Consider the following 7,303-nt stretch of genomic DNA (forward strand, 5'->3'; position numbering starts at 1 on the left):
AGGTGCTGAATGCTCCCCGAGACTCCTGCCGCGATATACAGCTCTGGCGCGACCACTTTCCCGGTCTGGCCCACTTGCAGCTCGTTGGGCGCGATCTCCGCATCCACGGCAGCACGGGTCGCACCGGCGGCTCCACCGAGCGCGTCCGCCAGTCCGCCGATGAGTTTCTCGAAAGTCGCGGCATCCTGTGTGGGCCGTCCGCCCGAGACCACAACACGGGCTTGCGTCAGGTCAGGACGCTTCTGCTCGGGTGCATCGAGGCTCAGAACCTCGCAGCCCAGCGTTGTGTGAGCGGGAATTTGAATTGGCTCCGGTGCGCCGGGTTCGGGTAGAGCAAAAGCGGCGCTACGCACACTGTAAACGCCCACATCGCTAAGTGTCCGAACCCTCGCCAACACATTGCCCGCGTACATCGGGCGCGTGAGCGTGAGGCGACCATCGCGGCTCTCGACACTCAGCACATCCGAGAGCATGGGGAGATTGAGTAGCCCCGCCGCTCGGGCAAGAAGATCACGCCCCAGCGATGTCGCAGCCCCCGCCAGCGAGTCGCAGCTCTCACTCTTCATCAGAGCGACCAGCCCGTCTGCCGTGGCCTCCTCGGGCGCGGCAACGACGAAGCTACCGCCGGTGACAGCGGCCCACTGCTGCGCAAAGGAAATTACCTGCGGCGTCTCCGCCAACACTAATAGTCTCATAAAACCCGTGCCTCCTCACGCAGTGCTGCAAGAAGCTCGTCCACACTCGCCACCTTCCGTCCCGCCTTTCGTGTTGGTGGTGGAATTAGCTCTAAAACTTCAATGCGCGTTGGGAGCACGCCCCCAAAGTCGTCGGCGGAGAGCCGCTCCAGCGGCTTGCTCCGTGCCTTGATAATCGCGGGGAGCGCCACATAGCGCGGCTCGTTGAGCCGCAGATCTACGGTAACGACAGCAGGGAGTGTTACGCGAACCGTCTCACGCCCAGCATCAACTTCGCGCACCACAACAGCGTGCGCCGCCTCCAGCGTGAGCTGCGAGGCAAACGTCGCCTGCGGCACGCCAAGACAGGCCGCCAGAAGTTGCCCCGTCTGGTTGTAGTCATCGTCAATAGCCTGCTTGCCCATCAGCACTAGCTCGGGGTGCTCGCGCTCACAAATAGCCGCAAGCAGCACTGCGACACTGCCTGGCTCTAAGGCCTCGTCGGTCTCGACCAAGATCGCCCGATCCGCCCCCATGGCAAGCGACGTTCGAAGCTGCTCGTTGCACTCCGCGCCGCCAACACTCACGGTCACAATAGTGACGTCCGCACCGCCCTCACGGAGCCGCACGGCTTCTTCCAATGCTATCTCGTCAAATGGGTTGATCACCCATTTGACGTCGTCGAGGCTGAGCGTACCGTCGTCGCCCACTACGATACGCTCGTAAGGGTCGGGGACGCGCTTGATGGGCACTAGGATCGTCATGCGAGGCTCTCCACGTTGCGGGCAATTGTGCGTAGAAACTCCGCCGCCTCAACCCCGTGCACCAAGCGATGGTCGAACGTGAGGACAATATTCACGACTTGCTTGCCCCCCTGCTCAAATGGTGAGCCAATAAACAGCACCGCAACAGCAGGCGCAACCAGCACGGGCACCGCGTCAATAATCTCATACGGCCCCATGTACGTAAGCACAAGCTGGGTAGACTCCGTTGCCTGATCTCGCCCCCCGCGAGCAATGCCAATATTGGTCTTTGACTGCGCCACAAAGTCCTCGAAACTCAGTGCGTCAGCGGCGCTCACCACGGCCACGACCAACTCACCGGTTTGCATCGCCACGGCGATCCCCAGGTTCACATGGCTGTGCTCCCGGATCACTTCCTCGCGAAGCAACGTCGAGCGAAACTTCGGGTGCTCCGCCGTGGCTTTAGCGATGGCGTAGGCCACGCAGTTAAACGCCGACGGCGGGTTATCGGCCAGTTCCGCCTTCTTTTTATCGGCGTAGGCCCGCACCACGCCCCAGTCGAGCTGGCGCTTAGCCGTTGCCGGGATCACCTGCTCCGCACTGCGTTTCAGCCGGTAGATAAACGTCTTGTCCTGCGCCGATACCGGCCGCTCGGTAAAGCCTGCCCCTGCCCCTTCACGCACGGGAGCCTTCAGGAATACATCAATGTCTTCCGGCATCAGCTTGCCACTTGCGGTGGGAATCGTGACGAGCGCTTCATCGGTGATGCCTTTTTCCTTGGCGTAGGCCCGGGTGCGCGGAGGAATGGTGCGGAGGTCGAACCCACCCGGCTGGTCGCTACCGCTCCCATCCACCCTCTCTTGATCCAAGGGAGGGTCGGCGAGGGACGAGCCGGGGTGGGTTCCGGAGTGAGTTCCGGGGTCGGTTGGGGCGGCATCCTCCACCTCCATCCGGCAGACAGGAGCGCCAATATCCAGCGTGTCACCTTCCGATGCCAGCCACTCCACCAAGACTCCCTCATGGGGACACTCCACCTCCATGGTAGCCTTGTCCGTCTCCATCGAGTAAAACGGCTCATCGCGCTCAATGCGCTCACCAGGCTTTTTGAAAAGCTCTACCACGAGCACTTCCTGAAGCCCCTCCCCCATCTGGGGAACCAGGATATCAATTACCGGCATCTAAAAAACTCCTCAAATCCGCCTCGGAGACACCAGGTTCTCCGGGCGCGACATTACTTAGTTTACCCAAGCGCATCCACTTTTCCAGCGTGTCCACCAGCTCAAACAGCTGGTCAAAGCTGGCAACAATAAAGAGCAGCGGCTGGTAGTGGTCAATCTCAAACCCCTGATTGATCACCCACTCCAGCTGGATCGGGTAGCGCTGAACTGTCGGCGAGACAATCGCATGCTCAATCTCTCCGTGCGAGCTCAGCAGCCCCGAGCCATAGACTTTTAACTCATCGCCCTCCCGCATCAGGCCAAACTCAATGGTGAACCAGAAAAAGCGTGCCATCGCCCGGATAATGCTGGAGAGCTGCCGCACCTGCTCGTCGCGATCTTTGATTCCCGCCGCCAGCTCCGCCGCTGTATGAGCGCAGTCGCCAAAGCGCACCAGAGCGTCCGCAAACGCCGGGTCGGTGTGCATGGGGACATGGCCCGCGATATCGTGGAAAATATCAGGCTCCGGGAGATAGTCCAGGCGCTCGGCATCGCGAATCGTGATCGTGGTGGGAAAAGCACGCTGGCGCAGGCAGTCAAAAAAGGCATAGGCAGGCACGTAGCCCGAGACAGGCCGCGCCACAAACCCGGTGCGCGGCGAGAGAAACTGATTCACGTCGTCGAGATTCGGCACATGGCCGGTGTCCAGATGCAGCGTCTCCAGGCCGCGCAGAAAGTGCCGGTTGGCGAACTGCTGCCAGGAGTCCTCTTGGCGGGCGTAGAGCCGCCGCCACGCTTCATGGTTGCTCTCGGTGTAGAGTGCGTAGGGCTGCTCAATAAAGCGCTGCCCCGCGTCTTTGGCCGCCTCAATAAACGGCGCATTTCCCGTGGTCAATCCAGCCCGAGTGGTTGAAACCAACTCGCTAGAGGCTTCGCCGGACGTCCTCACGGACGGAGCGGGAGGCTTTTTCACTTGCGGAACTCCGCGTCGCGCCACTTTGCGAAACGCTCTTTGAGCTTGCCGCGCTGGTACTTGCCGGTGCTGGTCACGGGAAAGTCCTCGCCAAAAAGCACCACCTTTGGGGCTTTGTTGAACGGCAGGCTCTCGCGGCAGGCGGCGAGAATCTCTGCCTCGGTCCGCGCTGCGCCAGGCTCTAACTGAACATAGGCCCCGATCTCCTCGCCGTAGAAGTTGTTCTCAAAGCCAACCGCCATCGCCGCTTTGACCCCCGGAATCGCGTTGAGCACTTCGTCTATCTCCAGCGGTGAGTAGTTGACACCGCCTCGGATAAACAGCTCTTTTAAGCGCCCGGTGATAAAGAAATACGGCCTGCCGTCGGTGCCCGAGCGCCAGAAGCCTTCGTCGCCAGAGCGGAACCAGCCATGGGTGAAGGCGGCTTCGTTGGCATCGGGGCGCTTGAAGTAGGCGCGCATCACGTTCACACCCCGGATGACGATCTCGCCGCGCGTGTCAGCGGGGAGCGCCTTGCCGTTTTCGTCGTGGATCGCCATCTCGTTCTCGGGGAGTGGAATGCCAATCGAGGGAAAACCGCACTCCCACATCCAGTGCGCATAGTCGGCTTTAGCGAGATTTATGGGCAAGAAGCACGAGTAGCAAGTCGTCTCCGAGAGGCCGTAGCCGTGCACGACTCTGGCCCCGAAGACACTCTCGAAGCGCTTGGCCAGGTCGGTGGTCAGTGGCCCCGCACCACAGATAAAGTGGCGGAAGTCAGGCGGGATGGGGAGACCCTCGGGGTGTGTCTCACAGAGAAAGGCGAGGATGGTGGGAACGACACTACACCAGGTGCACTTCTCCTGCTCGACCGTCTTCCAGAAGCGGCTGGCGGAAAATTTCTTGTTGAGCACCACGCTCCCGCCACTGAGCAGCGGCGTGATCAGCGTGACGATAATTCCGTTCACATGATGGATGGGCAGAACAAGCATCGCCCGGTCGGCCTCGGTAAACCCATGCCACGCCGCAATCCCCTGGGCATCGGCGATGAGATTCTGGTGCTCCAGAACCACGCCCTTGGGCGCGCCCGTGGTCCCCGACGTGTAGACAATCAGCGCCTCGGTATTGCCGGGGAACGAGAAATCGCTCTCACCGTGCTCACACCCCTGGTAGTCGAACTCAGAGACGACCTGGCAGTTTTTCACGCGCTCCGCCTGCTCAGGAAAGGCGAACGCGACTTTCACCTGAGCGTGTTCGAGAATATACGCGATCCGCTCGTCATCCTCGGTAATATTGACCGGAACGACTGTAACGCCCGCCAGCCACGCGCCGAGATAGAGAAAGACTGTCTCGGGCGAATTGCCTGTCAGTGTCGCAATTCGGTCTCCGATCTGCAGGCCGAAGCGCTCGCGGAGCCAACCCACAACCTGAGAGGCAACGAGGGAAACCTCCTGGTAACTCCAAGCTTTTGTGGGATTAAGATCGTCTCGAAAACGGAGAAAATCCGCTTCGGGGCGGATTGCGACGTGATACCGAAGAAGCTGTGCAAGGTTCTGAAACTCTGCTACGTAGGGCATCGGCAAGCTTCGGGCATGGGCGATATTTGGGGCTAGTTCTGGGCTAAAGTTCTCGTCGATCATTGTCGAGGTTCCTATAAATTATAGCACGCTCTCTTCATATTCGCTATGACAGCGCATAAAAATTATGACTGTCCTAGCTGTCACAAAACCAACCGAGTCTCGCGTTATTAGTTCCCATGAACAAGATCACAACTCTCGTCACCGTCGCCCTTGCTCTGGGCACTTCGTCGCAGGTACAGGCTCAGTGGAGCGACAGCGGCTTTGGAGGGCGCGAGGAAGTCAGCTACCAGGCGTTTTTTCCCGCAGGCAAGGTCAAGAGCTACCTGGGAAACGGCCCTCTCAACGGAATCTCCTGGACGCACCAGCTTACTCCTCCGCCTAGTGTCGGACTCGGTCGCACACTGTTTCTGGACTGGGCGGGCACTGGTGGCGATACGCCGCGCAACTTTCTGGCGGGTGGCTTGGGGGTTCAGTCACAGCTCAAGCTGGGCACCGAGGGAACGACTGCCAATATCGGGGGCGGCATCGGGTGGTACGGCACGTTTAGAAGCGGCTCCGGGTTCGATCCTGGTCGTCAAAATGGGCCGATTGCACGAATCACGGCGGGCCTGCGGGTGACGGGCAACTTAATTGTGGAGGGAGCCTACTTCCGCTCCCTACGCGCAAGCGATGGGCTTGAAGGCACCGGCCTGCGGATCGGGCTGAAGTTTTAGCCTTTCCCGTCCCGCCGGTTGGAGCGGCGGGACTAACGAGCGTCGCAGGCTCCGCTACAAAGGCCGCTTCGGGCCATCCCGATTTCTTATGGCCAGAACGGCCTTCACAGCTTTAGCTCTCCAGTCCCCTCGTTCTAATCGAGGGGATAGAGGAATCGTCGCGGGGCTTGTCGAAATGCCGGGCATGACAAAGCTTGGCATTCAACTGATTATCTTCGGCAAGCGCGGCGGCGACGATCTACCTGGCGTCTTGGCCGATGTGAAAAATGCAGGCTACGACGGCGCGGAAGTGGGCAACCCTACGACCAGCACCGGGGCCTACGACTACAAGCAGCTCTTCGATGATGCAGGTCTGGTCTGCGCGGGCTACCACACCGGAGTCAGCGCCCTCACCGACCTCGACCATGTGCGGGAGACGGCGGCGCACATGAATATAGTCGGCGCAAAGCACCTGATGGCGGGTGGCAAGTGGCCCGATGCGGCAGGCTACGAAGAGGCGGCTGAGACTCTCAACGCGGCAGGCGAAGTGCTGGCAAGCGAGGGAATCTCGGTGTGCTACCACAACCACAACTGGGAGTTTTTCACCCTGCCCGAGGGCGGCACGGGGATGGAGATTCTCCTGCGCAACACAGACCCCGCGGCGGTAAAGTTCTGCTTCGATCTCTACTGGATAGCCTGCGGTGGCGAGGATCTGGTGAGCTTTTTACAGACCCACGGCCACCGCTCGGACTACTTTCACTACAAAGACGGCACGTTTGATCTTGCCGAGCAGAAGCCCCTCACGTTTACGGAGCTGGGCAACGGCCAAGTGAAGCTGATCGAGGCCACCAAGCTCGTCAAGACGTTTTCGCCCGTCTGGGTCACCACCGAGCAAGACCGCGTGGCCGAGGGCGGCGACCCGGCAACCTCGGCGAAGCTCAGCGCGGACTATGCAAAGACCGTACTCGGGTTTTAGGAACTACACAGTGGGTTTTGTGCTCTGCTTACGTGGCGTTGGCAGTACGGCTTGGTCAAGACGCTGTGCCTCCGGCTTACCTTTCAGTAGGCTACGCAGGGTTCCATAGCTCGCTTTGTTAAGTTTGTCGAGCGTCTCGGTCTTTGTGTCGAGTGCAGGGAGCAGTGCTGCTATCGCTTCCAGATGCACGTTTAGTTCGTTAATACTGCTTTGCAGATCGCTCGTCGCACTTTGCAGACGGCTCGTCTCCATGTCAGGGATCGCCTGATACTTTGCATCAAGACTCTGCATAAACGTTGCCGTCGCTCCTGCCCGCCTTAGCGTGCTATCAACTTGCCAGTCTTTCTTCCTTCGCGTGTACGCAATTGTAAACTTCGTTGCCATAAAGAGATACTCCTGCCATCATTATACTTTTATGATCGAATATATTAGTCATTTTACCCGTACTATTAAAAGCTTAAAAAATTACTAAAAATCAATATATCTGCATAATATTATTTTAACAATCTCTTATCTCTCTGTTAATCTG

The 7,303-nt window shown here is 59.3% G+C and carries 8 protein-coding genes; 2 read left to right on the forward strand and 6 right to left on the reverse strand.

The features are described 5' to 3' along the window. The 5 genes from RMO15_RS23480 to RMO15_RS23500 all read right to left on the reverse strand — a co-directional run. Window positions 1-695, reverse strand: a 695-nt coding sequence (locus RMO15_RS23480) for an electron transfer flavoprotein subunit alpha/FixB family protein (protein WP_309718120.1), incomplete at its 3' end; no start/stop codon positions are given. After that, a complete protein-coding gene (locus RMO15_RS23485) occupies window positions 692-1,438 on the reverse strand; it encodes an electron transfer flavoprotein subunit beta/FixA family protein (protein WP_309718123.1) in 747 nt (248 codons plus the stop codon). The genes RMO15_RS23480 and RMO15_RS23485, both read right to left, overlap by 4 nt. Further along, window positions 1,435-2,595 (reverse strand): 2-oxo acid dehydrogenase subunit E2, encoded by a 1,161-nt coding sequence (locus RMO15_RS23490; RefSeq protein WP_309718125.1) that lies wholly within the window; start codon window positions 2,593-2,595, stop codon window positions 1,435-1,437. The genes RMO15_RS23485 and RMO15_RS23490 overlap by 4 nt, the downstream gene beginning before the upstream one ends. Further along, entirely contained in the window at window positions 2,582-3,493 is a 912-nt protein-coding gene (locus RMO15_RS23495; protein ID WP_309718130.1) for a phenylalanine 4-monooxygenase, read from the reverse strand. Before RMO15_RS23495 ends, RMO15_RS23490 begins: the two co-directional genes overlap by 14 nt. Window positions 3,494-3,543: 50 nt before the next feature. Then, the gene (locus RMO15_RS23500; protein ID WP_309718132.1) at window positions 3,544-5,166 is read right to left on the reverse strand and encodes a class I adenylate-forming enzyme family protein; all 1,623 of its coding nucleotides are present in this window, start codon (window positions 5,164-5,166) and stop codon (window positions 3,544-3,546) included. Between the two features lie 116 nt (window positions 5,167-5,282). On the opposite strand from RMO15_RS23500, the gene RMO15_RS23505 reads away from it, so the two are divergent. Both RMO15_RS23505 and RMO15_RS23510 read left to right on the forward strand, forming a co-directional pair. After that, window positions 5,283-5,819: a hypothetical protein gene (locus RMO15_RS23505; RefSeq protein WP_309718134.1), complete on the forward strand. Its 537-nt coding sequence runs from the start codon at window positions 5,283-5,285 to the stop codon at window positions 5,817-5,819. 184 nt (window positions 5,820-6,003) lie between these two features. Further along, a complete protein-coding gene (locus RMO15_RS23510) occupies window positions 6,004-6,774 on the forward strand; it encodes a sugar phosphate isomerase/epimerase (RefSeq protein ID WP_309718137.1) in 771 nt (256 codons plus the stop codon). 3 nt (window positions 6,775-6,777) lie between these two features. Here the strand turns inward: RMO15_RS23510 and RMO15_RS23515 are convergent, their stop codons facing one another. Next, on the reverse strand, window positions 6,778-7,158 hold the full coding sequence (locus RMO15_RS23515; protein ID WP_309718138.1) for a hypothetical protein: 381 nt from the start codon (window positions 7,156-7,158) through the stop codon (window positions 6,778-6,780). Window positions 7,159-7,303: the final 145 nt, after the last annotated feature.

This window comes from Armatimonas sp., assembly GCF_031410135.1.
GTDB lineage: Bacteria > Armatimonadota > Armatimonadia > Armatimonadales > Armatimonadaceae > Armatimonas.

Coding starts and splice junctions, on each gene's coding strand:
- RMO15_RS23510 (WP_309718137.1), top strand. CDS start 6,004: ATGACAAAGCTTGGCATTCAACTGATTATCTTCGGCAAGCGCGGCGGC.
- RMO15_RS23505 (WP_309718134.1), top strand. CDS start 5,283: ATGAACAAGATCACAACTCTCGTCACCGTCGCCCTTGCTCTGGGCACT.
- RMO15_RS23485 (WP_309718123.1), bottom strand. CDS start 1,438: ATGACGATCCTAGTGCCCATCAAGCGCGTCCCCGACCCTTACGAGCGT.
- RMO15_RS23500 (WP_309718132.1), bottom strand. CDS start 5,166: ATGATCGACGAGAACTTTAGCCCAGAACTAGCCCCAAATATCGCCCAT.
- RMO15_RS23515 (WP_309718138.1), bottom strand. CDS start 7,158: ATGGCAACGAAGTTTACAATTGCGTACACGCGAAGGAAGAAAGACTGG.
- RMO15_RS23490 (WP_309718125.1), bottom strand. CDS start 2,595: ATGCCGGTAATTGATATCCTGGTTCCCCAGATGGGGGAGGGGCTTCAG.